At 56.5% G+C, this 23,539-nt stretch carries 22 protein-coding genes; 12 read left to right on the top strand and 10 right to left on the bottom strand.

All coding sequences use genetic code 11. The annotated features are described in order from the left end of the window. Positions 1-4 precede the first annotated feature (4 nt). Both pmrA and pmrB read left to right on the top strand, forming a co-directional pair. Entirely contained in the window at positions 5-679 is a 675-nt protein-coding gene (gene pmrA / locus GKAS_RS04330; RefSeq protein WP_035892237.1) for a two-component system response regulator PmrA, read from the top strand. A 3-nt stretch (positions 680-682) separates the two neighbouring features. Continuing rightward, on the top strand, positions 683-1,771 hold the full coding sequence (gene pmrB, locus GKAS_RS04325; RefSeq protein WP_035892236.1) for a two-component system sensor histidine kinase PmrB: 1,089 nt from the start codon (positions 683-685) through the stop codon (positions 1,769-1,771). 286 nt (positions 1,772-2,057) lie between these two features. Here pmrB and uvrB read toward each other — a convergent pair whose 3' ends face one another. Further along, positions 2,058-4,082, bottom strand: coding sequence for an excinuclease ABC subunit UvrB (uvrB, locus tag GKAS_RS04320; protein WP_035892233.1), 2,025 nt, complete (start codon positions 4,080-4,082; stop codon positions 2,058-2,060). Positions 4,083-4,328: 246 nt separating this feature from the next. Between uvrB and GKAS_RS24770 the strand changes: the two genes are divergently transcribed. Then, positions 4,329-4,466 (top strand): hypothetical protein, encoded by a 138-nt coding sequence (locus tag GKAS_RS24770; protein ID WP_156105143.1) that lies wholly within the window; start codon positions 4,329-4,331, stop codon positions 4,464-4,466. Positions 4,467-4,718: 252 nt separating this feature from the next. Here GKAS_RS24770 and bioD read toward each other — a convergent pair whose 3' ends face one another. Genes bioD through bioB form a run of 4 tightly spaced genes read right to left on the bottom strand, consistent with a single transcriptional unit; the run spans position 4,719 to position 8,322 of the window. Beyond that, complete coding sequence (bioD, locus tag GKAS_RS04315) at positions 4,719-5,396, bottom strand: dethiobiotin synthase (RefSeq protein ID WP_035892230.1); 678 nt, start codon at positions 5,394-5,396, stop codon at positions 4,719-4,721. Continuing rightward, complete coding sequence (gene bioC, locus GKAS_RS04310; RefSeq protein ID WP_035892228.1) at positions 5,389-6,144, bottom strand: malonyl-ACP O-methyltransferase BioC; 756 nt, start codon at positions 6,142-6,144, stop codon at positions 5,389-5,391. Before bioC ends, bioD begins: the two co-directional genes overlap by 8 nt. Then, a complete protein-coding gene (bioF, locus tag GKAS_RS04305; RefSeq protein WP_035892227.1) occupies positions 6,128-7,285 on the bottom strand; it encodes an 8-amino-7-oxononanoate synthase in 1,158 nt (385 codons plus the stop codon). The genes bioC and bioF overlap by 17 nt, the downstream gene beginning before the upstream one ends. After that, positions 7,282-8,322 carry a biotin synthase BioB gene (gene bioB / locus GKAS_RS04300; protein ID WP_035892226.1) on the bottom strand — a complete coding sequence of 347 codons (1,041 nt, stop codon included), beginning with the start codon at positions 8,320-8,322 and terminating at the stop codon, positions 7,282-7,284. Before bioB ends, bioF begins: the two co-directional genes overlap by 4 nt. Positions 8,323-8,405: 83 nt before the next feature. On the opposite strand from bioB, the gene bioA reads away from it, so the two are divergent. The 6 genes from bioA (at position 8,406) to GKAS_RS04270 (ending at position 16,113) form a co-directional block, all read left to right on the top strand. After that, entirely contained in the window at positions 8,406-9,695 is a 1,290-nt protein-coding gene (bioA, locus tag GKAS_RS04295) for an adenosylmethionine--8-amino-7-oxononanoate transaminase (RefSeq protein WP_035892225.1), read from the top strand. 70 nt (positions 9,696-9,765) lie between these two features. Beyond that, positions 9,766-10,242 (top strand): kinase inhibitor, encoded by a 477-nt coding sequence (locus GKAS_RS04290; RefSeq protein ID WP_035892224.1) that lies wholly within the window; start codon positions 9,766-9,768, stop codon positions 10,240-10,242. 459 nt (positions 10,243-10,701) lie between these two features. After that, positions 10,702-12,687 (top strand): PTS mannitol transporter subunit IICBA, encoded by a 1,986-nt coding sequence (locus GKAS_RS04285; protein WP_035892221.1) that lies wholly within the window; start codon positions 10,702-10,704, stop codon positions 12,685-12,687. Between the two features lie 53 nt (positions 12,688-12,740). Beyond that, entirely contained in the window at positions 12,741-13,895 is a 1,155-nt protein-coding gene (locus GKAS_RS04280; RefSeq protein ID WP_035892220.1) for a mannitol-1-phosphate 5-dehydrogenase, read from the top strand. A 167-nt stretch (positions 13,896-14,062) separates the two neighbouring features. Beyond that, a complete protein-coding gene (locus GKAS_RS04275; RefSeq protein WP_227675190.1) occupies positions 14,063-14,620 on the top strand; it encodes an MltR family transcriptional regulator in 558 nt (185 codons plus the stop codon). A 209-nt stretch (positions 14,621-14,829) separates the two neighbouring features. Continuing rightward, a complete protein-coding gene (locus GKAS_RS04270) occupies positions 14,830-16,113 on the top strand; it encodes a putative acyl-CoA thioester hydrolase (protein ID WP_035892217.1) in 1,284 nt (427 codons plus the stop codon). A gap of 96 nt (positions 16,114-16,209) precedes the next feature. Here the strand turns inward: GKAS_RS04270 and pgl are convergent, their stop codons facing one another. Then, complete coding sequence (gene pgl, locus GKAS_RS04265) at positions 16,210-17,205, bottom strand: 6-phosphogluconolactonase (RefSeq protein ID WP_035892216.1); 996 nt, start codon at positions 17,203-17,205, stop codon at positions 16,210-16,212. A 129-nt stretch (positions 17,206-17,334) separates the two neighbouring features. On the opposite strand from pgl, the gene GKAS_RS04260 reads away from it, so the two are divergent. Then, a complete protein-coding gene (locus GKAS_RS04260; protein WP_035892215.1) occupies positions 17,335-18,153 on the top strand; it encodes a pyridoxal phosphatase in 819 nt (272 codons plus the stop codon). On the opposite strand, the gene modC is transcribed toward GKAS_RS04260, so the two are convergent. The 4 genes from modC to GKAS_RS23635 all read right to left on the bottom strand — a co-directional run bounded on the left by modC (position 18,154) and on the right by GKAS_RS23635 (position 21,003). After that, the gene (modC, locus tag GKAS_RS04255; RefSeq protein WP_035892213.1) at positions 18,154-19,212 is read right to left on the bottom strand and encodes a molybdenum ABC transporter ATP-binding protein ModC; all 1,059 of its coding nucleotides are present in this window, start codon (positions 19,210-19,212) and stop codon (positions 18,154-18,156) included. 2 nt (positions 19,213-19,214) lie between these two features. Next, complete coding sequence (gene modB / locus GKAS_RS04250) at positions 19,215-19,904, bottom strand: molybdate ABC transporter permease subunit (protein WP_035892212.1); 690 nt, start codon at positions 19,902-19,904, stop codon at positions 19,215-19,217. Further along, on the bottom strand, positions 19,904-20,677 hold the full coding sequence (gene modA, locus GKAS_RS04245) for a molybdate ABC transporter substrate-binding protein (RefSeq protein ID WP_035892211.1): 774 nt from the start codon (positions 20,675-20,677) through the stop codon (positions 19,904-19,906). Before modA ends, modB begins: the two co-directional genes overlap by 1 nt. A 176-nt stretch (positions 20,678-20,853) precedes the next feature. Then, the gene (locus GKAS_RS23635; protein ID WP_035892210.1) at positions 20,854-21,003 is read right to left on the bottom strand and encodes an AcrZ family multidrug efflux pump-associated protein; all 150 of its coding nucleotides are present in this window, start codon (positions 21,001-21,003) and stop codon (positions 20,854-20,856) included. Positions 21,004-21,133: 130 nt separating this feature from the next. On the opposite strand from GKAS_RS23635, the gene modE reads away from it, so the two are divergent. Both modE and modF read left to right on the top strand, forming a co-directional pair. After that, positions 21,134-21,922, top strand: a complete 789-nt coding sequence (modE, locus tag GKAS_RS04235) for a molybdenum-dependent transcriptional regulator (protein ID WP_035892209.1) — start codon at positions 21,134-21,136, stop codon at positions 21,920-21,922. 67 nt (positions 21,923-21,989) lie between these two features. After that, complete coding sequence (modF, locus tag GKAS_RS04230) at positions 21,990-23,459, top strand: molybdate ABC transporter ATP-binding protein ModF (protein ID WP_035892207.1); 1,470 nt, start codon at positions 21,990-21,992, stop codon at positions 23,457-23,459. The last annotated feature ends 80 nt before the right edge of the window (positions 23,460-23,539 follow it).

The raw sequence follows: 23,539 nt of genomic DNA, 5'->3' as shown, positions 1-23,539 counted from the left end.
GCAGATGAAAATATTAGTCGTGGAAGATGACACCCTGTTATTACAGGGGCTGATTCTGGCAATGCAGAGTGAAGGATACGCCTGCGACGGTGTGGAAACGGCGCAACAGGCAGCACTGAGTCTGGCCAACGGGCACTACAGCCTGGTGGTGCTGGACTTGGGTCTGCCGGACGAAGACGGTTTGCACTTTCTCAACCGTATGCGCCAGGAAAAAATGAGCGTGCCGGTACTGATACTGACCGCACGCGATACGCTCGAGGACCGCGTGAGCGGCCTGGATACCGGTGCCGATGACTATCTGGTGAAGCCGTTTGCGCTGGAAGAGCTCAACGCCCGTATTCGCGCGCTGCTGCGCCGCAATCTGAATCAAGGCGATAACGAGATTACCGTCGAGAACCTGCGCCTGAACGTCACCCGCCGCCAGGTCTGGCTAGACGAAGAACTGCTGGATCTCACGCCGAAAGAGTATGCCCTACTTTCGCGCCTGATGTTGAAAGCCGGTAGCCCGGTACACCGTGAAATTCTCTACAACGATATCTACAACTGGGATAATGAACCGGCGACCAATACGCTGGAAGTGCATATCCACAACCTGCGTGACAAAGTCGGCAAAGCGCGGATTCGTACCGTACGCGGGTTTGGCTATCAGTTGGTTAACACGATAAGCAAAGCGGAGTAAGGCATGGCGCTCTTTTCTATCCGCAAATGGCCGATGCGCCACCAGCTGCTACTCACCATCGGTATCATTCTGGTGGTGTGCCAGCTTATTAGCGTGTTCTGGCTCTGGCATGAAAGCAAAGAACAGATTGACCTGGAAGTGGCGATGTTGCTCCACAACCACAACAATGCCAAGCATATCCGTCACGAGGTACGCGAAGCGATTGCCAGTCTGCTGGTGCCCAGTATGCTGATTATCGGCGTCGCTCTCTATCTCTGCCTGCAGGCGGTGAAGCGGATCACACGTCCTTTGGCCGACCTGCAACGGGAGCTGGACTCACGTACGCCGGGGAATTTACAGCCCATCTATCTGCAGCAAACCACCGTTGAGGTGGAAGCGGTGACGAATGCCATCAACCAGCTTGTCGATAACCTTACGCAGACGCTTAACCGTGAACGCCTCTTTACCGCCGACGTTGCTCACGAACTGCGAACGCCGCTGGCCGGGTTAAAGCTACACCTCGAGCTACTGGAAAAAGCCCAGCATCTGAATCTGGCCCCGCTATTACAGCGTCTTGACCAGATGACCGAAAGTGTGGCGCAACTGCTACAGTTGGCGCGCGTGGGCCAGTCATTCGCGGCAGGCGGCTATCAGCAGGTGAATTTGTTGAGCGACGTAATAGAGCCCTTGAAGGGTGAGCTTGAGACCATGCTTGAGGCTCGCGCGCAAAAACTGGTGATTACGGCGCCAACCCCAACGCTGACCGTCGCCGGAGACGCCACGCTGCTGCGGCTACTGCTGCGTAATCTGGTCGAGAACGCGCATCGTTATAGTCCAAAAACCTCAACCATTACGCTGTCTCTGGCGCAGGGTTCACGGCCTATGCTGATAGTGGAAGACCAGGGTCCAGGGATTGATGAGTCGAAGGTTGGGGAGCTCAGCCAGGCATTTGTCCGCATGGACAGCCGTTACGGCGGTATTGGTCTTGGTTTGAGTATTGTAACGCGCATCGCTCAGCTACATGAGGCGGCGTTCTTTTTACAAAACCGCGACACCGAAACCGGGACGCGGGCTTGGGTAGAGTTTAAACAACCTGGCGCGAAAGCGCTTTAGAAGGTCAGCATCCATTGGCAAATAAAGCCAGCAACGATGGCGACAGAGATAAGTACGGTGAACAGCTGCTGGACATTCAGATTAGACATAACACTACCCTCAATGATTTTACGGATAGTATCAGCGGATTATATTAAGTGAACCTTAAGGCGGGTTCCTGACGCGTGATGGCTGCCGCAATTCGGAGAAATAGTGTCGGGCGAGGCATTCGGTCGGCATAAACGCCTCGCCCGGGCTACGCAGTTTGTAGCCCGGCCAAGCGAAGCGCCGCCGGGACGGCCCCCATTCACGACGCCGCGATAAACAGCTCGCGCAGCTGATGCAGCCGGTCGCGAATTTCCGCCGCTTCTTCGAATTCCAGATTTTGAGCATGCTTGAGCATCTGCGCTTCCAGCGTGGTGATCTGCTGCTGCAGCGCTTTTGGCGTCAGCGCCTGAACATCCGGCTCAACAATTGATGCCGCTCCTTTCGACTTACCGCGGCCTTTCGCTCTGGTTTTCGCCAGCCCCTCCCCCATCGCCAGAATATCGACAACGTCTTTCACCAGCCCCTGCGGCACAATACCGTGCTCTTCGTTATAGCGCTGCTGCTTCTCACGACGGCGTTCCGTTTCGCCTATCGCTTTCGCCATCGACGGGGTAATTTTGTCACCGTAGAGAATTGCTTTACCGTTGATGTTACGCGCCGCACGACCGATGGTCTGAATCAACGAACGTTCGGAACGCAGGAAGCCCTCTTTGTCGGCATCCAGAATCGCCACCAGCGAGACTTCAGGCATATCGAGACCTTCTCGCAGCAGGTTGATCCCCACCAGCACGTCAAACTCGCCCAGGCGCAGGTCGCGGATGATTTCCATACGCTCTACGGTATCGATGTCGGAGTGCAGGTAGCGCACCCGTTCACCGTGCTCTTCCAGGTATTCCGTTAAATCTTCTGCCATACGCTTGGTGAGCGTCGTTACCAGCACGCGTTCGTTGATCACCGAACGTTTGCGAATTTCAGACAGCAGGTCGTCCACCTGTGTCCCGACAGGACGAACCTCAATCAGCGGGTCGAGCAGCCCGGTTGGGCGCACCACCTGGTCAATTACATCACCGCCGGATTTTTCCAGCTCGTAGTTGCCCGGCGTCGCAGAGACGTAAATCGTCTGCGGCGCCAGCGCTTCAAACTCTTCAAACTTCAGCGGACGGTTGTCGAGCGCCGACGGCAGGCGGAAGCCATACTCCACCAGCGTCTCTTTACGCGCGCGGTCGCCACGGTACATGCCGCCAATCTGCGGAATGGTGACGTGGGATTCATCAATCACCAGCAGGCCATCAGCCGGCAGGTAGTCAAACAGCGTTGGTGGCGGCTCGCCCGGCCCGCGCCCGGAGAGGAAGCGCGAGTAGTTTTCGATGCCGGAGCAGTAGCCCAGCTCGTTCATCATTTCGAGGTCAAACTGGGTACGCTGGCTCAGGCGCTGCTCTTCCAGCAGTTTATTATTCGCCAGCAGCACCTTGCGGCGGTCTACCAGCTCTTCTTTGATCTCTTCCATCGCCTGCACGATGCGCTCACGCGGCGTCACGTAGTGCGATTTCGGGTAGATGGTAAAGCGCTGGATGGTTGAATCAACGTGGCCAGTCAGCGGGTCAAACAGCGAGAGGCGTTCCACCTCTTCGTCAAACAGCTCGACGCGCAGCGCCAGGTCATCCGATTCCGCCGGGAAGATATCGATAACTTCGCCGCGCACGCGGAACGTCGCACGCTGGAACGCCTGATCGTTACGAGTATATTGCAGCTCGGCCAGACGACGCAGAATGGCGCGCTGGTCGATAATCATGCCCACCGTCAGGTGCAGCATCATTTTGAGGTACAGATCCGGGTCACCCAGACCGTAGATAGCGGATACCGAGGCCACGACCACGACATCGCGGCGTTCCAGCAGCGCTTTGGTGGCGGACAGGCGCATCTGTTCGATATGTTCGTTCACCGAGGCATCTTTTTCGATGAAGGTATCCGAGCTCGGGACATACGCTTCCGGCTGATAATAGTCGTAGTAGGAGACGAAGTACTCCACCGCATTCTCCGGAAAGAACGCCTTCATCTCGCCATAAAGCTGTGCGGCCAGCGTTTTGTTCGGTGCCAGCACCATCGTTGGGCGCTGAAGGTCAGCAATGACGTTGGCGACGGTAAAGGTTTTCCCCGACCCGGTCACGCCCAGAAGCGTCTGGTGCGCCAGGCCGTCTTCCAGCCCCTCTTTCAGGCGTGAAATGGCAGCAGGCTGGTCGCCTGAAGGACTAAACGCAGAATGCAATTTGAAGGGTTTGCTCATGAATAACGCTACCTGATGACGGATGGGCCGGGCTGGAGATTAATTCTACTCGTCACCTGCCGAATTGCCAATAAAAAATACTGGATATAAAAACAGTAATCACTTATCGTATTTCGTCTATCCGGGGCAATAACCAGCGCCAGCGGCTGAAATTTATTCTCTGACAAGATAAAACACCAACCAGATAAGGTTATCCCCAGAATTTTTTCTCTTTTAACATTTGTCAATATACGTCATGAAAGTTTTATGGCAATCCGCAGCACTTTTTATTACGCCATTGCTTTTATTCATCTTATTGATAATAAAAGAAAAGTACTAAAAGCCGTGTTTCGCACCAATTCGGGCGCAGGCCGCATGTTCTCTCGTTTACCGCAGGTTTTCTAACTCTAATACACAGGGTTATCCACAGGAATAGTGGATAACTACCTCTAGCCCCTATCCCCCGGCACCCGGCGATTTGCGCAACGGCGTGTCAACGTGAATGAAAAAAAATATTTTATCCCCGATTTTGATATTTATCAGCGAAAAAGCACGCCCATTTTGTCCATCAAAACAGGCGATTTCCTTACGTTATCTGCGGGTTAGTGCTTACGAATGAAGAGGGATAACGAAACAGTGGGCGTGCCAGAAAAGGGCTTAAAGTGCGCTCAGGTCGAGGTATTGCCCCAACAACGGTGAATCCACGGCCTCACCGAGCCACGGAATTTCACCAAGCATGGGGGCCGGAATCATCCGCTGAAGCGTACTGAGGTATTCGCTATGACGACAACCCGGCGGGGTCACATCATTGGCAATCCAGCCTGCCAGCCGCAGCCCCGCTTGCTGTACCGCCTGCGCGGTCAGCACCGCGTGGTTGATACAGCCAAGCTTCACGCCCACCACCAGAATCACCGGCAGTTGCTCCATCTTGACCCAGTCTGCCAGCGTCAACGTCGTGGAGAGCGGCGTAAACCAGCCTCCCGCGCCCTCAACCAGCACCCAATCCGCTTCCGCTTCCAGCGCACGTAAACCGGCAGACAGGACGTCAGCCTCAATAGGCCGCTGTTCGTCGGCGCTGACGATATGCGGAGACGTAGGTTCTGCAAAGGTATACGGGTTCACCTGCTCGTAGCGTAACGGCAGCACGCTGTTACGTTGCAGCGCCAGCGCGTCGCTGTTGCGCAAACCGTCGTCGGTCATTTCACTGCCGGAGGCCACGGGCTTATAACCTGCCGTACGACGCCCCAGAAGACGTGCCGCCTGTAACAGCGCGGTGCTGGCAACGGTTTTACCAACTTCGGTATCGGTGCCGGTTACATAAAAGCGTTCAGTCACGCGAGATAACTCCTGTAAAAAGATGGTAAGTCAGCGGGTATGCGCCCGCCTGAGACGGCCACGCCAGTTGAAGCTGTTGTAGCCTGCCCCGCGTCAGCGGCTGCTGACTGCGCCCTTCGTGAAGATGCGTCGCGCCAATGCCCTTCAGCGAGCGCATGGCGCTCAGCGCATCAGGAAACGTCAGCGTGACAGAAGTGGAAACGCTGCGGCTGTTATAGCCCGCCAGCGCCTGCTGGAGCGTCGCCTCGGGAAGAAAGCGGTTCGCGTGGAGTCGTTGGTCAATGGCGCACCAGGCCTGATTCAACTCCGGCAGTGAGCCTGCCGTCAGCGTGGTAAAGGCCAGCGTCCCGCCGGGACTGAGCTGGCGATAGAGCCCGTCCAGCGCTACGCGGAGGTCGCTACACCATTGAATCGCCAGGTTGCTCCACACCAGGTCAAAACCGCCCGCTGGCAGCGGAATTGCTTCAATATCGGCCTGTAGATAGTGGTCCGCCGCCTGCTGGCGCTGCGCCTGCTCAAGCATTTCTGCCGAAAGGTCCAGTGCCGTGACGTGGCTGCCTTTATCGCGCCAATAGCGGCTGTAGCTCCCCGGGCCACAACCTGCATCCAGCACTCGTTCAAACGCCCGCCCCGGCAACTGGGACAGCAGTTGCCGGGCGCTCAGGCGCTGTAACTCGTCGTGCTGATGGTAGTGCGCTGCCGCGCGGCCAAATGCCGCCGCCACCGCCTGTTTATTGACGGTTGCCATGCAGCATCTCCAGCAATAAGTCGATATCCTGCGATTCATGCGCGGCGGTCAACGTTAAGCGTAAACGCGCCGTTCCCGCCGGCACCGTCGGAGGACGAATCGCCGTCACCCAGCAGCCCTGCTCGCGCAGTTGCTCTGCCAGAACGAGCGTCTGCTGGTTATCGCCAACAATCAGCGGCTGAATCGCACTTTGTGAATCCGTCAACGCAAAATCCAGCCCCTGCGCACCGTGGCGAAACGCGGCAACGTGCTGTGCCAGCTTTTCACGTCGCTGCTGGCCGTCATCGCTACGAATCACCGCTAGCGCCGCCTGTAGCGCCGCAGCCTGGGCGGGCGGCATCGCCGTGCTGTAAATCAAGTGTCGGGCAAACTGTAAAAAGTAGTCCGCCACGTCCTGGCTGCACAGTACCGCTGCACCACTCAGGCCAAACGCTTTGCCAAAGGTCACCACCAATAGTTCTGGATGAACGCCCTGCTGATGGCAACTGCCGCGCCCGCTAGCACCGTTGATGCCAATGCCATGGGCGTCATCGACCATCAGCCAGGCCTTCGCGTCGCGTGCGGCCGCAGCAATATCCGCCAGCGGCGCACCGTCACCATCCATGCTAAACACCCCTTCCGTGACCACCAGTTGCTGACCATCGGTTGGCGCTGCCAGCAGCCTCGAGAGGTGCTGGCTGTCGTTATGCTGAAAGCGGCGAAGCTGCGCCGGGCTCAGCGTGGCGGCTTCGAGCAGCGAAGCGTGGCTGAGACGATCGGCGACGATCCGGTCTTCTCGCCCGGCAAGTGCGGCGATCGTCGCCTGATTGGCGGCAAAACCGGAAATAAACAGCAGCGCGCGGTCATAGCCCAGCCAGTCGGCCAGCTGTTCTTCAAGGCGTTGATGCGCGTGGTGGTAGCCGGTCACATGCCCGGACCCACCGCTGCCCACGCCATACTGCTCTGCGCCCTGCTGCCAGGCTTGGATCACCTGCGGATGCTGGCTGAGGCCAAGATAGTCGTTGCTGGAAAAATTGCAGTAACGACGCTCACCGCGCACCAGCCAGCGGCACGCACCTTGTTCCAGCGGCTGGCGAGAACGGAAGGCCTGAGCCTCCCGACGTTCGCTTAATGCCTGTTCAATGCGCTGCTGCCAGCTCATACCGCCGCCGCGTTGTAATAATCCTCGGTATCCGGCGTCATCAGCACCTGTTCCAGACGCTGCTGCTGTTCGTTATCCCCCGCCGTCACCGTAGTCTGCTGCGGGTTGAGCCCCAGTTTACGGAACAGCTGCAGGTCTTTGTCCTCTTCCGGGTTTGGAGTGGTCAGCAGCTTGCAGCCATAGAAAATCGAGTTGGCACCGGCCATAAAGCACATTGCCTGCGTCTGCTCGTTCATCTGCTCACGGCCCGCGGAAAGGCGCACGTGGGAGGTTGGCATCATGATGCGCGCCACCGCGATAGTACGAATAAAATCAAAGGCATCGACATCGTCGTTATCTGCCAGCGGCGTACCTTTGACCTTCACCAGCATGTTGATCGGCACGCTCTCCGGCGGCGTTGGCAGGTTGGCGAGCTGCAGCAACAGCCCGGCACGGTCGGTAACGGTTTCACCGAGGCCCACAATGCCGCCGGAGCAGACTTTGATTCCGGCATCGCGCACTTTGTCCAGCGTATCCAGACGCTCCTGATAGCTACGGGTGGTGATGATGTTGCCGTAGAACTCCGGTGAGGTATCGAGGTTGTGGTTGTAGTAATCCAGACCCGCCGTCGCCAGACGGTGCGCCTGGCTATCGGACAGCGTGCCCAGCGTCATACAGGCTTCCAGCCCCATCTCTTTCACGCCCTGAACCATCTGTTCCAGGTACGGCATATCGCGGTCGTTCGGGTTTTTCCACGCTGCGCCCATGCAGAAACGGGTCGAGCCCGCCAGCTTGGCTTTACGCGCCGAGTCCAGCACCTGCTCAACTTCCATCAGGCGTTCGGTTTCCAGCCCGGTTTTGTAACGCGAGCTCTGCGGGCAGTATTTGCAGTCTTCCGGGCAAGCGCCGGTTTTGATCGACAGCAGCGTGCTCACCTGCACCTGCCGCGGGTCGAAATGCTGACGGTGAACCTGCTGAGCTTCAAACAGTAAATCCAGCAGCGGTTTATCGAAAAGAGCGGTGACCTGCGACATTGTCCAGCGTAAAGGGTTAGCCATTGGCTTCTCCGGGGTTTTGTTAATTTTCGGTTCGGTTTATACTCGTAAACCTAAAACTTTTCAAAATGGTTTACAAGTCGATTATGACAACGGACGATCTTGCCTTCGATAGCCGCCATATCTGGCATCCCTACACCTCAATGACCAAACCGCTGCCGGTCTATCCGGTGGTTTCTGCCGAAGGCTGCGAGCTGCACCTCGCCAACGGCGAGCATCTGGTGGACGGCATGTCTTCGTGGTGGGCGGCCATTCACGGCTACAATCACCCGCGGCTGAACGCGGCTATGAAGACGCAAATCGACCAGGTGTCGCACGTGATGTTTGGTGGAATCACCCACCCTTCCGCCGTGGCGCTGTGCCGTAAGCTGGTGGCGATGACACCGGAGCCGCTGGAGTGCGTGTTCCTTGCCGACTCGGGTTCGGTGGCGGTGGAAGTGGCGATGAAAATGGCGTTGCAGTATTGGCAGGCCAAAGGCGAGTCGCGCCAACGTTTCCTGACCTTCCGCAACGGCTACCACGGCGACACCTTTGGCGCGATGTCGGTATGCGACCCAGATAACTCCATGCACAGCCTGTGGAAAGGCTACCTGCCGGAAAACCTGTTTGCGCCTGCGCCGCATAGCCGTTTTGGCGGAGAGTTTGACGAGTACGATATGGTGGCCTTTGCCCGCCTGATGGCCGCGCATCGCCACGAGATTGCCGCCGTTATCCTCGAGCCTGTCGTTCAGGGCGCGGGCGGTATGCGGATGTATCATCCTGAGTGGCTAAAGCGTATCCGCAAGATGTGCGATCGCGAAGGGATCCTGCTGATTGCCGATGAGATTGCCACCGGCTTTGGTCGTACCGGCAAGCTGTTTGCCTGCGACCATGCGGGGATTAGCGCCGACATTCTGTGTCTCGGCAAAGCGCTGACCGGCGGCACCATGACGCTCTCCGCCACCATTACCACCCGCAACGTTGCCGAGACCATCAGCAACGGCGAAGCAGGCTGCTTTATGCACGGCCCGACCTTTATGGGTAACCCGCTGGCCTGCGCCGTCGCGACAGAAAGCCTGGCGCTGCTGGAGAGTGGAGAGTGGCAAATGCAGGTGGCGGCAATTGAACGCCAGCTCAAGCGCGAACTCGCCCCAGCCGCCGACGCGCCGCTGGTCGCCGATGTCCGCGTGCTGGGCGCCATTGGCGTCGTCGAGACGCGCTACCCGGTGAATCCGGCGCTGCTCCAGCGCTTTTTCGTTGAACAGGGCGTGTGGATCCGTCCGTTTGGCCGCCTGATTTATCTGATGCCGCCATATCCGATCTCCCCGCAGCAGCTGACGCGCTTGACCCGAGCGGTGTGTCTCGCGGTCGAACAGGAAACATTTTTTATCCAATAAGCTGCGGTAATCCGCCCGCGTTGCCGCTACACTCCTTTGTTAATCAGTTGATTAACAAAGGAGGCAGTTGATGAAATTAGTCAGCCACGACCTGCGTGACGGTGAAAAGCTTCCCCATCGCCAGGTGTTCAACGGCATGGGCTACGATGGCGAAAACCTTTCTCCCCATCTGGCCTGGGACGATGTCCCCGCTGGCACCAAAAGCTTTGTCGTAACCTGTTACGACCCGGATGCACCAACCGGCTCCGGCTGGTGGCACTGGATTGTTGCCAATATTCCAGCAGACACCCGCGAACTGCCAGCCGGCGCAGGTTCTGGCCTGGTCGGCTTACCGGCAGGCGCTTTGCAAACGCGTACCGACTTCGGTAAAGCGGGCTACGGCGGCGCGGCTCCGCCAAAGGGTGAAACCCACCGTTATATCTTCACCGTCCACGCGATGGACGTTGAGGGCATTGAGGTTGATGAAGGCGCCAGCGGCGCGATGGTTGGCTTCAACGTGCACTTCCATAGCCTCGGCAGCGCATCCATCACCGCCCTGTTCAGCTAATCGCAAAATGTTCTGTTAAAGCCCTGCTCGGGAAACCTGGCAGGGCTTTTTTGCGCCTGAGGCGCCGCGCTGTAATTTTCTAACGTAAAGGTCGAAGCGTGAAGGGAAAGCAAGGAAGCGTCAGAGGAATGTAAATATATCTTGTGAATTTGATCACAATTCAAAAACAAACAGACCAATGCAAAAAGTGATTTAAATCACAAAAAACCGTCCGGTAAAGGTGAGATTTTCGCTTTGTTGCCGACTTACAGCCTGTTTATGTGATGAATATCACTATAAACAGCCATTTGATAGGGTTTAGATGGTGATCCAGATCACAAACACCCCTCGGGGTACGCGAGACGAAAACGCCGTGATAGAGTCGATTTTGCATACAGAACGACTGGATGGTTTTTGGCGAAACCATCACGACTATGACGACGCGCAGCATCTAAGACGCGCACCACGAGGGGTGTTTTTATGTTATCACCAGATATCAAGGTCAAGGTACAGAATTTTGGCCGCTTCCTCAGCAATATGGTGATGCCCAATATTGGCGCATTCATTGCCTGGGGTTTGATTACTGCATTATTTATTCCCACCGGATGGCTCCCTAACGAGACGTTAGCCAAACTGGTTGGCCCGATGATCACCTACCTGCTGCCGCTGTTAATCGGCTACACCGGTGGTCGCCTTATCGGCGGCGAACGCGGTGGCGTGGTCGGTGCCATCACCACCATGGGCGTTATCGTTGGCGCCGATATGCCAATGTTTATGGGCGCGATGATTGCCGGCCCGCTGGGCGGCTGGGCAATTAAACGCTTCGACCGCTGGGTTGACGGTAAAATCAAAAGCGGCTTTGAGATGCTGGTGAACAACTTCTCAGCCGGTATTATCGGCATGCTGCTGGCGATGCTCGCCTTCCTGGCCATTGGCCCGATGGTTGAGCTGCTCTCTAAAGCACTGGCAACGGGCGTTAACGTCATGGTGCAGAACAACCTGCTGCCGTTAACCTCTATCTTTGTTGAACCGGCGAAAATCCTGTTCCTCAACAATGCCATTAACCACGGTATCTTCTCACCGCTGGGTATTCAGCAGGCCACCGAAACCGGTAAATCTATCTTCTTCCTGATTGAAGCAAACCCAGGCCCAGGCCTCGGCGTGCTGCTGGCGTACATGTTCTTTGGCAAAGGTAGCGCCAAACAGTCTGCAGGCGGTGCGGCAATCATTCACTTCTTCGGTGGCATCCACGAAATTTACTTCCCGTACGTGCTGATGAACCCACGCCTGCTTCTGGCGGTGATTCTGGGCGGCATGACCGGCGTATTTACCCTGACCCTGTTCAACGCAGGTCTGGTCTCCCCGGCTTCTCCAGGTTCTATCTTTGCCGTACTGCTGATGACGCCGAAGGCCTCCATTATTGGCGTGGTGCTGTCGATTCTGGCCTCAACGCTGGTCTCCTTCCTGACCGCCTCTATGCTGCTGAAGCGCGTTCGCGTTGGCGATGAAGAGAGTAACGGTCTGGCCGAAGCCACCCGCCGCATGCAGAGCCTGAAGCAGCAGTCTAAATCCGGCGGGAAATCGTCCGGTGAGCTGCCACAACCTGCGATGCGTAGCGAAACGCTCGACCTCTCTAAAGATTTGCACCACGTGCGTAAAATCATCGTGGCGTGCGATGCGGGCATGGGTTCCAGCGCATTGGGCGCAGGCGTGCTGCGCAAGAAGGTTAAAGATGCGGGTCTGACCCATATTTCAGTCACCAACTGCGCCATCAACAGTCTGCCTGACGATGTTGACCTGGTGATTACCCATCAGGATTTAACCGAACGTGCCATGCGCTTTGCGCCACAGGCGATGCATATGTCGCTCTCCAACTTCCTGGATAGCGGCCTGTATACCGACCTGACCACTCGTCTGCTGGCAGCTAAACTGCCTGCCGCCGCCAACGACAGCCGTCTTATTAACCAGACGATTATCGCGGCGAACGATGACGCGTTCGACGGTACCGAGCGCGACGAGAATCTGTTTAAGCTCAGCGCAGACAACATTTTCCTCAACCTGACCGCCGAGAATAAGGCTCAGGCCATCCGCTTTGCCGGTGAGATGCTGGTTTCCGGTGGCTACGTTGAGCCGGACTACGTTGACGCCATGCTGGCGCGTGAAGCGCTGACCACCACCTATCTTGGAGAATCCATCGCGGTGCCGCACGGTACCGTCGAAGCCAAAGACCGCGTGCTGCGCACCGGGATTGTCATTTGTCAGTACCCAGAAGGCGTTCGATTCGGCGATGAGCCGGACGATATTGCCCGGCTGGTTATTGGCATTGCCGCCCGCAACAACGAGCACGTTCAGGTTATCGCCCGCTTAGCGAACGCGCTGGATGATAAAGACGTGATTGAGCGTCTGACGCAGACCACCAGCGTTCAGGAAATCCTGCAGATTCTGTCAGGCGAGCAAGCAGCATAAGGCTTCAGGGGCAGACGCCCCTGACATGGAAAGATTTTCTCGAGGTCAGATTTATGAAAGCGATTCATTTTGGTGCAGGGAATATTGGCCGGGGCTTCATTGGCAAACTGCTGGCCGACGCACAGGCGGAGTTAACCTTTGCCGATGTTAATCAGCCGCTGGTCGATCAGCTGGCGCACCAGCAGCACTATCAGGTCAACGTGGTGGGCGAAAACGCCCGCGTCGAGCAGGTCAACCGCGTGAGCGCCATCCACAGCAACAGCCAGGATGCCATCCGACAAATCGCCGAGGCGGACATCATCACCACTGCCGTTGGCCCGCAGGTTTTGAGCAAAATCGCCAGCACGCTGGCGCAAGGGCTGATTGCCCGCCACCAAAACGGCAACCAGCAACCGATGAACATTATCGCCTGTGAAAATATGGTGCGCGGCACCAGCCAACTCAAGCAGCACGTACTGCTGGCGATGCCTACCGAGCTTCACGGCTGGGTGGAAGAACACGTCGGTTTTGTCGATTCTGCCGTCGACCGCATTGTGCCGCCGGGCTCCGCGGCGAACGACGATCCGTTGGATGTCACCGTTGAAACCTTCAGCGAATGGATTGTCGACAGCACGCAGTTTAAAGGTCAGCTTCCCGATATTGCGGGGATGGAATCCACCAGCAACCTGATGGCCTATATCGAGCGTAAGCTGTTTACCCTCAATACGGGTCATGCGATTACCGCTTATCTTGGACAGCTGGCCGGACATAAAACCATTCGCGATGCCATTCTGGATCCGGCGATTCGCGATGTCGTAAAAGGCGCAATGACCGAAAGCGGTGACGTGCTGATCAAACGTTATGGCTTTGATCCTGTACAGCATGCCGCTTACATCGAAAAAATCCTGACGCGTTTTGAAAACCCGTATCTGCATGACGATGTTGAGCGCGTTGGCCGTCAGCCGCTGCGTAAACTGAGTGAAGGTGACCGCCTGATTAAGCCATTGCGCGGCACGCTGGAGTACGGCCTGCCCTACAGCAACCTGGTGATGGGCATCGCGGCAGCGTTAAGCTATCGCAGCAGCAATGACCCGCAGGCGCAAGAAATGGTGGACCGGCTGCGTGATAATGGCGTCACCCACACTGTGACCCAGGTCTGCGGCCTGCAGGACGAGCCAGCCCTTGTCGCTCAGATTGTGAATGTGTATAACGCCATGCAACGGAAATAAATGTTGTTGCCCATTGGGTTGGAGCTGCTGCGCTGGCAGCAGCTCCGGAATAAGAAGGTAAGATGAAACAAAATCGCCTGCGCGTGATCGCGCAACCAGAGATAAAAGGACCTCATCCGAAGGAGCAGGCTCCCGTAAAGTCACGCGCTTCGGTCAATGAAACCACCATGATGGCAACAATGGACGAATCTGACCTTTATAAAAACCAGGCCGCCGAAAATCGGGTTCTCGAAAAACTCAACGCGCGCCAGACGCTCAGCGGGTTTATTCAGACAACGGTCATTTTGCTCGCCGAGGCGGTAGACTTGTTGATCCTGCAGGCCTTTCGCAAAGATGACTACGCGGTGAAATACGCGGTTGAGCCACTGCTCGAAGGCAGCGGCCCGCTGGCTAACCTGTCGGTGCGCCTCAAGCTGATTTACGCCCTCGGTGTGATTAGCCGCGACGAATACGAAGACGTTGAGCTGCTGGTTGCCCTGAACAACGAGCTGGAACAAGAGAATATTGTTTACAGCTTCACCGACGATGAAATCCTTGGCCCGATTAGTATGCTGCACTGCATGACGGCGCTGCCGCCTCAGCCGACGCTGCATATGCCGGAAGATGTCGTGGATGACGCGCTGCGGACCATGCAGGAACAGCGCTATCAGCAGATGGTGCGCTCCGCATTGGTACTGAGCGTCACTGACTTGATTACCCGTTTGTCGCACAAAAAAGCGTTCTGACCGCCCCGCCTTTTGCACATCAACCCTCTGCATAGGCTATTCGCACGGCGGTCTTTTCCGCCAGATGCTTTCCCCTCCTGCGTACTTCACGGTAAGTCGGCAAAAAAACAGGTGATTTTTTTGCCAGCACATCTTCCCGTTTCGCTCAACTTAGTATAAAAAGGCTGCTTTTACGGGATTCACATTCACTTAAACTAGCCTGGAGCAACATGAACACTTTCTCGGTTTCTCGTCTGGCGCTGGCATTGGCTTTTGGCGTGACACTGACGGCTTGCAGCTCAACCCCTGCGGATCAGCAGCCTTCTGACCAGGCCGCCCCTGGTACGGCGTCTCGCCCGGTGCTGTCAGCGGATGAAGCGCAGAACTTTGTCGCCGCGCGTTATTTCTCTTCTCTTGACCCTAACGCTGCCGCCTGGTCTCCGTCTTCCATCGCCGTTCCGGCCAAAGCAGACTTCGTCGTAGGTCCTGCTGGCACTCAGGGTGTGACTCACACCACCATTCAGGCTGCAGTTGATGCCGCGATTGCTCGCCACAGCAGCTCTCGTCTGTACATCGCGGTTCTGCCAGGTGAATACCAGGGCACCGTCTACATTCCAGCAGCACCGGGTAGCGTGACCATTTATGGTACCGGCGAGAAAGCGATCGACGTAAAAATCGGTCTGGCGATCGACTCCGAGATGGACCCAACGACCTGGCGTCGTCAGGTGAACCCGGGCGGCAAGTACATGCCGGGTAAACCAGCATGGTATATGTTTGACAGCTGCCAGAGTAAGCGCACCGCAACCGTGGGCGTGATGTGCTCCGCGGTAGTCTGGTCGCAAAACAACGGTCTGCAATTGCAGAACCTGACCATCGAAAACAACCTCGGCGACAGCGTGGATGCCGGAACGCATCAGGCGGTGGCCCTGCGTACCGATGGCGATAAAACCCAGATTAACAAAGTGAACATTCTGGGCCGTCAGAACACCTTCTTCGTGACCAACAGCGGCGTCGATAACCGCCTGCAGAACAACCGCCAGACCCGCACGCTGGTCACCGACAGCTATCTGGAAGGCGATGTGGATATCGTTTCCGGTCGTGGCGCCGTGGTGTTCGATAAAACCGACTTCCGCGTGGTGAACTCTCGTACCCAGCAGGAAGGTTACGTGTTCGCACCAGCAACGCTGTCCAACGTCTATTACGGTTTCCTGGCCACCAACAGCACCTTCACCGCAGCCGGTGACGGCGTGGCGCAGTTGGGCCGTTCTCTGGACGTGGATGGCAACACCAACGGTCAGGTTGTAATTCGCGATAGCGTGATTAACGAAGGCTTTAACTCGGCGAAACCGTGGGCTGACGCTGCCGTTTCTAAACGTCCGTTCAGCGGCAATACCGGCGCGCAGGACGAGAAAGGTCAACTGAAACGCGATCTGAACGATCGTAACTTCAACCGCATGTGGGAGTACAACAACCGCGGCGTGGGAAGTCACGTGGTGGCTGAACCTAAGAAGTAATCCAGCAAAAAGGGCTCATTGAATGAGCCCTTTTTTGTTGCCTGGATGTGGCACAGAGCCGATTCCCGGCGGCGCTTCGCTTGGCCGGGTTACCGTTTAATGTGCGTTAACGACTACCCACATTGGGCCCTGGCCTACCGCGTAACGCCCTTTCTCTTGCAGCAACCCCTGCTCACCAGCAATCTCATACACCGCGACGTGGTGTGATTTCTGTCCGGTAGCAATCAGGTATTTCCCGCTGTGATCGACGTTGAAGCCACGCGGCTGCGTTTCGGTCGGCTGGAAGCCTTCCAGTGACAGCACGCTGCCATCTTCGGATACGCTGAAGATGGTAATCAGGCTGGAAGTACGGTCACAGGTGTACAGGTGACGACCATCTGGAGTGATATGAATATCAGCCGCCCAGCGGGTATCGGTGAAATCAGCAGGCATCATATCCAGCGTCTGCACGCATTCGATTTTGCCGTACGGATCTTTAAGCTCCCAGACGTCTACAGAGCCGTTCAGTTCGTTGACGCAGTAAGCGTACTGTTCGTTCGGATGGAACACCATGTGCCGCGGACCGGCGCCTTCTACGGTGGTCACTTCCGCCGGGGTCTGAGCGGACAAGAAGCCGTCGTCACTCAGGGTGAACAGGCAGATGCGATCCTGCTTCAACGCCGGAACCCACAGGGTGCGGTTGTCCGGGGAAATATTCGCGGAGTGACAGCCATCCAGCCCTTCCACAACCGTCACGGTATCGCGCGGCAGGCCATCTTCCAGACGAATAACGCTGACGTTGGCCTGGTTATAGGAGGCGCTAAAGATGAAGTTGCCTTTGCGGTCGGTAGAGATATGGGTAGGGCTACCCGGCAACGGTGCCTCAGCTTCATAGGTCAGTGCGCCATCGTCCGGCGCAATGCGGTAGGCCAGCACGCGGAATTCAGGGCGTACGCCGACGTACAGAAAACGTTTATCAGGGCTGATGACCATTGGCTGTACCTGACCTGGAACATCCACCACCTGAACCAACGTCAGGCTGCCGTCATGGTTCAGCGTCCAGACGTGGATCTGCTGACTCTCCGGGCTGGCGGTATAAACGGTCTGTTTCATGACTACTCCTTTCTGAAATCATTGAATTGGCAGCGACGACACGCTGCCTGGTCCACACAATTTTGCCGTACAGGTATCTCGGTGTACCATCCTGCACAGCGAATTTTCTCTTTAACTCGAGACAACACTATGACTGCACGTGTGATTGCCCTGGATCTGGACGGAACGCTCCTGACGCCTAAGAAAACCCTTCTCCCTTCTTCACTGGAAGCACTGAATCGTGCCCGTGCGGCGGGCTATCAATTAATGATTGTCACCGGTCGACATCACGTTGCCATTCATCCTTTTTATCAGGCACTGGCGTTAGATACACCTGCAATTTGTTGTAATGGCACTTATCTTTATGATTATCAAAATAAAAAAGTACTTGATGCCGATCCAATGCCGGTCGAAAAAGCCCAGCAACTGATTACCCTGCTGGATGAACATCAGGTACATGGCCTGATGTTCGTCGACGATACCATGATGTATCAGTACCCAACCGGACACGTTATCCGCACCAGCAACTGGGCACAAAGCCTGCCGGAAGCGCAGCGTCCGTCGTTCACCCAGGTCGATTCACTGGCGCAGGCCGCTCACGAAGTCGAGAACGTCTGGAAATTCGCGCTGACCGATGAAAACGGCCAAAAACTGCGTGAATTCGCCGACCACGTCGAAAAAACGCTGCAGCTGGAGTGCGAATGGTCATGGCACGATCAGGTCGATATTGCCCGCCAGGGAAACAGCAAGGGCAAACGCCTGACGCAGTTTATCACCGCCCAGGGCTGGTCGATGCAGGACGTGGTCGCATTTGGCGATAACTTTAATGACATCAGCATGCTGGAAGCGGCCGGAACCGGCGTGGCGATGGGGAATGCCGATGACGCGGTAAAAGCCCGCGCCAACGTGGTAATTGGCGACAACACTACCGATGCCATCGCCGATTACATTAACCACCACCTGCTGTAATCAGGCAGTGATGGAAACGCTTTTCACCTGAGCGTAGAGCCATTGGCCTGGTTTAACCGCCAGGTCATCCCTCGCCCACGGGCTGATGCGCGCCCACAGCGTGCGCCCGCTGACGTCCAGCTGCACTTCCACCTGCCCGTTATCGTCATAACACTGCACCACCTTCGCGTGCAGGACGTTACGAATACTGGTGTGTAACGAAGGTTGTAGCACCAGCGACACATCGGTGGCCTGAATGCGCACGCGCACCGCGCTCTGTAGCGGCTTATCAAGTTTGTTCACCCAGATATGCTGGTCACCCAGCGCCAGTGCGGTCATTGAATAATGCGGATGATGTTCCAGCACCGTGACGCGCAAAATGCTGCTCTGCTGCTCCTGCGGCAACCACGGATGCATCACGCTGCTGCCCCACACCTCTTCCAGATTGCCAAAGGCTTTCACCTTTCCGCCTTCCAGCACCAGCACTTTATCAGCCAGATGCAGGATCTCATCCAGCGAGTGGCTGACGTAGAGCATGGGAATATGGATTTCCCGCGCCAGACGCTGCAGATACGGCAGCAGCTCACGTTTACGCGGAATATCAAGCGAGGCTAGCGGTTCATCAAGCAGCAGCAATTCCGGTGCGGTTAGCAGCGCGCGGCCAATCGCCACGCGCTGTTTTTCGCCGCCGGAGAGGCTGCCAGGCAGTCTGTCGAGCAGAGGTTCGATCCCGAGCAGCGCCACCAGCTTATCGAACTGGTCGACCATACTTTTTGCCATGCCGTAGCGCAGATTCCCGCGTACCTTATAGTGCGGAAACAGACGCGCATCCTGGAACACGTAGCCGACACGGCGTTTTTCCGGCGCCAGACACACGCCCTGCTCCACATCATTTAATACGCGACCGTTGAGGACAATTCGCCCCTGCTGCGGTTTAGTCAGGCCGCTAATGGCGTTAATCAGCGACGTTTTACCCGCTCCGGAAACGCCAAACACGGCGGTAATACCGGAAGCCGGTAGGGATTCATCGATTTGCAGACAGTGCGTACCCAGCGTCTGGCTAAAGTTTAGCTCCAGCATGGTTACGCTCCCATCCGACGGCGGCTAATGCTTGCCAGCCATTCAGAAATCATCAGGGAAATCAGCGCCAGCACGATAGAAATCAGACACAGACGCGCCGCCGCGCTTTCGCCGCCGGGGGTCTGAATCAAGGTATACATCGCGGAAGGAATGGTGCGCGTCTCGCCTGGGATGTTAGAAACGAAGGTAATGGTCGCGCCAAACTCGCCAAGCGAACGGGCGAAGGCCAGCACGGTGCCGACGATAATTCCCGGTAGCATCAGCGGCAGCGTAATGGTGCAGAACACCCGCCAGCGTCCAGCGCCCAGCGTGCGCGCCGCTTGCTCCAGCTTGACGTCTACCCCTTCCAGCGCCAGACGAATGGCGCGAACCATCAGCGGGAACGACATCACCGCCGCGGCAATCACCGCGCCGCGCCAGCTAAAGGCGAAGGTCAGCCCGAACCAGTCATACAGCCAGGAACCGATAAAACCACGCCGTCCTAGCGCAATCAGCAGCAGGTACCCGACCACCACCGGTGGCAGCACCAGCGGCAGATGGATAAGACCATCGAGCAGCGCTTTACCCGGGAAGCTGCGACGAACCAGCAACCAGGCGAAAAAGATCCCAAACGGCAGGCTAAACACCACGGCCAGGGACGAAACTTTCAGGCTCAGCAGAACCGCCTGCCATTCGGGATCGGTCAATATCATTAGCGAGTCGTAAATCCGTAACGTTTAAAGATTTCGGATGCCTGCGGCCCTTTCAGGTAGTCATAGAACGCCGAGACGGTTGCGTTTTTATGGCCATCGATGATGGCAATCGGGTATTCCACTTTCTGGTGAGAATCTTCCGGGAAGGTGCCGACCACTTTGACGCCTTTACTGGCGACTGCATCGGAACCGTACACGATACCCAGAGGGGCTTCGTTACGTTCAACCAATGCCAGTGCGCCGCGAACGTCTTCAGCCGGAGCCAGTTTTGGTGACAGCGTTTCCCATGCGCCCAGCTTCTGCAGCGCTTCTTTCGCGTAGATGCCTGCCGGTACGTGATCCGGGTCGCCTACCGCCAGACGGCCGCCTTTCAGCAGGCTGGTCCAGTTGGTTTTCGCATCAATGGTGATATCGCCCTGGGCGCTGGCTTTTGGCGCCACAACGACGAGGCTGTTACCCAGCAGGGTTTCGCGGGTTGCAGTGTCGATAGCTTTCTTATCAACCGCATAGTCCATCCATTTCTGGTCAGCGGAGATAAACAGGTCAGCCGGTGCGCCGGCTTCAATCTGGCGTGCCAGCGTAGAAGAAGAGGCAAAAGAAGAGACAACTTCAACGTTCTTCTCTTTTTTATATTCTTTCGCAATATCCTGCATTGCGTTAGTCAGCGATGCTGCCGCAAATACGGTGATCTTGCTTTCATCAGCCAGCGCGTGACCCGCAACGGAAAGGGTTAAAGTCGCCCCTGCAAACAAACGTAACCATGAACCTGTCATTTGAAACTCCTGTGTGTGGCGTTGTATATCGAAAAATACAGCGCAGAGTATAGGGGCTTTCCTGGATTAATGCATTACAGATACATGAATTATTGCTGTGTTTACGGGGTGTTATCGGCAGGAGTGTGAAGAACTTCATAGCAAAACGCCCGGTTAGACCGGGCGTTTTGAGGAAATCAGTGGTTTTGCTGGTTGCCGTCTTTATGACCGACACCGGAGAAGATGTTAAACACTTCACCCAGACCGTAAATTAACCCCAGGATGATAGCCATCACTACGGGTACCATGATTACGGCAAAAACCAGACTTTTCAACAGCTCTAACATGGTTTACTCCAGACATTGTGATGCGGTTATTGTAACCGGATATCGCAGAATTACACTCCCTTTTGTGCGGTGTGCTTTGCGCTTGCTAACATTTGGGTCAGAATACCCTTTTTATTGCCAGGATACTCTTATGCAGGCCGAAATCCTTCTTACCCTCAAGCTTCAGCAGCGCCTGTTCGCCGATCCGCGCCGCATTTCACTCCTCAAACAGATAGCACAGACCGGCTCTATCAGCCAGGGAGCGAAAAATGCGGGTATCAGTTATAAGAGCGCATGGGATGCAATTAATGAAATGAACCAGCTAAGCGAGCAATCGCTGGTTGACCGGGCGACCGGCGGCAAAGGCGGCGGCGGCGCGGTGCTTACCCGCTACGGTCAACGCCTGATCCAGCTCTACGACCTGCTGGCGCAGATCCAGCAGAAAGCCTTTGATGTGCTGAGCGATGATGACGCCCTGCCGTTAGACAGCCTGCTCGCTGCCATTTCGCGCTTCTCATTGCAAACCAGCGCCCGCAACCAGTGGTTTGGTACCGTGACCCAGCGTGACCACCAGCAGGTTCAACAGCACGTGGATATTCTGCTGGCCGACGGCAGTACGCGCCTCAAGGTCGCCATTACCGCCCAGAGCGGCGAACGTTTAGGGCTAGATGAAGGCAAAGAAGTGCTGGTATTGCTGAAAGCACCGTGGGTTAGCGTCACCCGTGACCCACAGGTCGCCGCATCGGCAGACAACCAACTACCTTGCCAGATAAGCCATATTCAGCGCGGCGAAGAACAGTGTGAAGTGTTGATGGCACTGCCGGATGGACAGACGCTATGCGCTACCCTGCCGCTGGCAGAAGCCGCGGGGCTGGAAGAAGGTGCTGACGTGACAGCATACTTTAACGCCGATCGCATCATTCTTGCCACGTTGTGCTGATGGCATTGACTTTGCGCTGAGGAAGACGTATCCCTGATACATATTGCTGCAAAAAACGGGATACATCATGTCATCATTGCATATTTCGCAAGGCACGTTTCGTCTTAGCGACACAAAAACGTTAAAAATTGAGCATCTGAAGCTGCGTGCTGGTGAGAGCTGGGCCTTTGTAGGTAGCAACGGTAGCGGCAAATCAGCGCTGGCCCGCGCGCTGGCCGGTGAGCTTCCGATACTCTCCGGCAGCCGCGACAGCACGTTTACCCGGATCACCCGTCTCTCCTTCGAACAGTTGCAAAAGCTGGTCAGCGACGAGTGGCAGCGCAACAACACCGACATGCTGAGCCCTGACGAAGACGACACCGGGCGCACGACGGCGCAAATTATCCAGGATGAAGTCAAAGACGAGGCGCTGTGCGCCCGGCTTGCCGCACAGTTTGGCATCAGCCATCTGCTGGAACGCCGCTTTAAATACCTTTCCACCGGTGAAACCCGCAAAACGCTGCTCTGTCAGGCGCTGATGGCGCAGCCGGATCTATTAATCCTCGATGAGCCTTTTGACGGGCTGGACGTGGCCTCTCGTCGCCAGTTAGCAGAACATCTGGCGGTGCTGCATCAGGAAGGTTATACGCTGGTGCTGGTGCTTAACCGCTTTGACGATATCCCTGATTTCGTGCCGTTTGCCGGGGTACTGGCCGACTGTACGCTAACGGAAACCGGCGAGAAGAAAGGGCTGCTCGAACAAACGCTGATTGCGCAGCTGGCGCACAGTGAGAAACTTTCCGGCATGACCTTGCCCGAGCCAGATGCCCCATCAGCCCGGCTCTCTATCGCTGATGACATGCCGCGCATCGTGCTGAACGACGGCGTAGTCTCCTATAACGATCGCGCGATCATCGACCATTTAAGCTGGACGGTAGCCCCGGATGAACACTGGCAAATTGTGGGCCCCAATGGCGCGGGTAAATCCACCCTGCTGAGCCTGGTGACTGGCGATCATCCCCAAGGCTACAGTAACGATCTGACGCTGTTTGGCCGTCGACGCGGCAGCGGTGAAACCATCTGGGACATTAAAAAACATATCGGCTATGTCAGCAGCAGCCTGCATCTGGACTACCGGGTGAGCACCACGCTGCGCAATGTCATCCTCTCTGGCTATTTCGACTCTATCGGCATTTACCAGGCGGTTTCGGATAAACAGCGCAAGCTGGTTGATGAGTGGCTACAAATCCTCGGCATGGACCCGCGCACCGCCGACGCACCTTTCCACAGCCTTTCCTGGGGGCAACAGCGGCTGGCGCTCATCGTCCGCGCGCTGGTGAAACACCCTACGCTGCTGATCCTCGATGAACCACTTCAGGGGCTGGACCCGCTCAAGCGTCAGGTGGTTCGCCGCTTTGTGGACGTACTGATTAGCGAAGGCAAAACGCAGTTGCTGTTTGTATCGCACCATGCGGAAGATGCGCCGGAGTGCATCACCCACCGGCTGGAGTTTGTCACCGACGGCGACGGCTATCGCTACGAAGTCGGCCCAATTTAAGACCGCCACGATTGCCTGATGGCGCTACGCCTGTAGCCCGGCTAAGCGAAGCGCCGCCGGGTTTACACAACACGTACCGA

The organism is Kluyvera ascorbata ATCC 33433, from assembly GCF_000735365.1.
Classification (GTDB): domain Bacteria; phylum Pseudomonadota; class Gammaproteobacteria; order Enterobacterales; family Enterobacteriaceae; genus Kluyvera; species Kluyvera ascorbata.
Note: the sequence above shows the minus strand (reverse complement) of the source record. Positions and strands in the feature narration are given on the sequence as shown.

Excerpts from the sequence above, each read along its gene's own strand:
- pmrA (WP_035892237.1), top strand. The coding sequence starts at position 5 with ATGAAAATATTAGTCGTGGAAGATGACACCCTGTTATTACAGGGGCTG.
- pmrB (WP_035892236.1), top strand. The coding sequence starts at position 683 with ATGGCGCTCTTTTCTATCCGCAAATGGCCGATGCGCCACCAGCTGCTA.
- uvrB (WP_035892233.1), bottom strand. The coding sequence starts at position 4,082 with ATGAGCAAACCCTTCAAATTGCATTCTGCGTTTAGTCCTTCAGGCGAC.
- GKAS_RS24770 (WP_156105143.1), top strand. The coding sequence starts at position 4,329 with ATGGCAATCCGCAGCACTTTTTATTACGCCATTGCTTTTATTCATCTT.
- bioC (WP_035892228.1), bottom strand. The coding sequence starts at position 6,144 with ATGGCAACCGTCAATAAACAGGCGGTGGCGGCGGCATTTGGCCGCGCG.
- bioF (WP_035892227.1), bottom strand. The coding sequence starts at position 7,285 with ATGAGCTGGCAGCAGCGCATTGAACAGGCATTAAGCGAACGTCGGGAG.
- bioB (WP_035892226.1), bottom strand. The coding sequence starts at position 8,322 with ATGGCTAACCCTTTACGCTGGACAATGTCGCAGGTCACCGCTCTTTTC.
- bioA (WP_035892225.1), top strand. The coding sequence starts at position 8,406 with ATGACAACGGACGATCTTGCCTTCGATAGCCGCCATATCTGGCATCCC.
- GKAS_RS04290 (WP_035892224.1), top strand. The coding sequence starts at position 9,766 with ATGAAATTAGTCAGCCACGACCTGCGTGACGGTGAAAAGCTTCCCCAT.
- GKAS_RS04285 (WP_035892221.1), top strand. The coding sequence starts at position 10,702 with ATGTTATCACCAGATATCAAGGTCAAGGTACAGAATTTTGGCCGCTTC.
- GKAS_RS04280 (WP_035892220.1), top strand. The coding sequence starts at position 12,741 with ATGAAAGCGATTCATTTTGGTGCAGGGAATATTGGCCGGGGCTTCATT.
- GKAS_RS04275 (WP_227675190.1), top strand. The coding sequence starts at position 14,063 with ATGATGGCAACAATGGACGAATCTGACCTTTATAAAAACCAGGCCGCC.
- GKAS_RS04270 (WP_035892217.1), top strand. The coding sequence starts at position 14,830 with ATGAACACTTTCTCGGTTTCTCGTCTGGCGCTGGCATTGGCTTTTGGC.
- pgl (WP_035892216.1), bottom strand. The coding sequence starts at position 17,205 with ATGAAACAGACCGTTTATACCGCCAGCCCGGAGAGTCAGCAGATCCAC.
- GKAS_RS04260 (WP_035892215.1), top strand. The coding sequence starts at position 17,335 with ATGACTGCACGTGTGATTGCCCTGGATCTGGACGGAACGCTCCTGACG.
- modC (WP_035892213.1), bottom strand. The coding sequence starts at position 19,212 with ATGCTGGAGCTAAACTTTAGCCAGACGCTGGGTACGCACTGTCTGCAA.
- modB (WP_035892212.1), bottom strand. The coding sequence starts at position 19,904 with ATGATATTGACCGATCCCGAATGGCAGGCGGTTCTGCTGAGCCTGAAA.
- modA (WP_035892211.1), bottom strand. The coding sequence starts at position 20,677 with ATGACAGGTTCATGGTTACGTTTGTTTGCAGGGGCGACTTTAACCCTT.
- GKAS_RS23635 (WP_035892210.1), bottom strand. The coding sequence starts at position 21,003 with ATGTTAGAGCTGTTGAAAAGTCTGGTTTTTGCCGTAATCATGGTACCC.
- modE (WP_035892209.1), top strand. The coding sequence starts at position 21,134 with ATGCAGGCCGAAATCCTTCTTACCCTCAAGCTTCAGCAGCGCCTGTTC.
- modF (WP_035892207.1), top strand. The coding sequence starts at position 21,990 with ATGTCATCATTGCATATTTCGCAAGGCACGTTTCGTCTTAGCGACACA.